2 protein-coding genes are annotated in these 1522 nt (G+C 73.7%); both read left to right on the forward strand.

The genetic code is table 11. The features are described from left to right. Window positions 1–801, forward strand: an 801-nt coding sequence (locus C665_RS19540) for a carbonic anhydrase (RefSeq protein ID WP_004329540.1), incomplete at its 5' end; no start/stop codon positions are given. A gap of 208 nt (window positions 802–1009) precedes the next feature. After that, window positions 1010–1522 (forward strand): efflux RND transporter periplasmic adaptor subunit (locus C665_RS19545; RefSeq protein ID WP_004329542.1); only part of this gene is annotated, 513 nt, incomplete at its 3' end.

Consider the following 1522-nt stretch of genomic DNA (forward strand, 5'->3'; position numbering starts at 1 on the left):
CGCGTCGCCGCAGCGCAGCCGGCATCGCTGGACGCGACTCCCGCGCCGCCCGAGCGCGCCGCGTCGGCCCGCGAGGAGGCCTTGCGCGCGGCCGGCATCGAGCTCACCCGCCTCGGCCCGGGGGTGCCGGAGTGGAGCTACGAGGGCGAGCGCGGTCCGCAGCACTGGGGCCGCATGCGCCCCGAGTGGCGGCTCTGCGAGGAGGGCACGCGGCAGTCTCCGATCGACCTGCGCGACGGCATCGCGGTCGATCTCGCGCCGGTGCGCTTCGACTACCGTCGCACCGGCTTCCGCATCCGCGATACCGGCAACACCTTGCAGGTCGAGGTTGGCGAGGGCATGGGCATCACCGTGCGTGGGGTGCGTTACGCGCTTGAGCGCCTCACCCTGCACCGCCCCTCGCATGATCGCGTCGGCGGCATGGCGCACGACATGGCGATCTACCTGCAGCATCGCGCCGATGACGGCCGCATGGCGATCGTCTCGCTGCTGCTGTCGGCGGGCGGCGACGCCAGCCCGGCGCTGCAGACCTTGTGGAACAACCTGCCGCTCGATCGCGGGCGCGAGTTCGTTCCCGACGCCGTGCTCGACCTGCCGGCGCTGGTGCCGGCCGACCCGGGCCACTACCTCTACACCGGCTCGTTGCCGATGCCGCCGTGTACCGAGGACGTGCTGTGGGTGGTGATGAAGCAGCCGGTGACGATCTCCGCGGACCAGCTCGACGTCTTCGCCCGCCTGTACCCGCGCAACGGCCGGCCGATCCAGCCGACCAACGGCCGGCCGCTGCTCGAGTCGCGCTGAGCGTCGTCCGACCGCGAAGAGCCCCATTTGCGCACTTCAGGATCCCCGGAGGCCGGATCGGGTGGCGGGAACGACCCGCGATGGGCAAGGTCCGCGCGCCGGCGGGGCGTCGGCGATCATGGCCACACGGGCGAGGCGCTACACTAGCGGCCTCGCCTCGCGTCCGCGGGTTGTCGGCAGGGGCGCTCCCGATCGCCACGAGATTTCCATGCGTTTCCGCACCCTCCCGACGCTGCTGGCCGGCCTGTTCGTGCTGGCCGCCTGTTCCGCGCCCGCACCCCATACCCCGCCGCCGCCCGCGGTCCTCGTTCGCAGCTTCGCTGCCGCCAATGCACCCCCGTCCGTGCAGGTCTATGCCGGCGAGGTGAGGGCGCGCGTCGAGTCCGACCTGGGATTTCGCATCGGCGGCAAGCTGGTCGAGCGCCTCGTCGATGTCGGCGCCGAGGTTGCCGCCGGCACGCCGCTGGCGCTGCTCGACGCGCAGGACGTGCGCCTGGCGCTGGCTTCGGCGCAGGCCGCGGCCGCGGCCGCCGAGTCCGACCTCGCGCTTGCGCGCACGGAATTCGCCCGCGCACGCGAGCTGCAGGCGCGCAACTTCGTCTCGTCCTCGCTGCTCGACGCCCGTCGCACCGCGCTGCAGGCCGCCGAGGCGCGCCTTCGCCAGGCGCGCGCGCAGGCCGAGGTCGCCGCCAACCAGGCCGGCTACGCCCGCCTCGAGGCG

Origin of the sequence: Thauera aminoaromatica S2 (assembly GCF_000310185.1) — a bacterium.
Lineage (GTDB): Bacteria > Pseudomonadota > Gammaproteobacteria > Burkholderiales > Rhodocyclaceae > Thauera > Thauera aminoaromatica.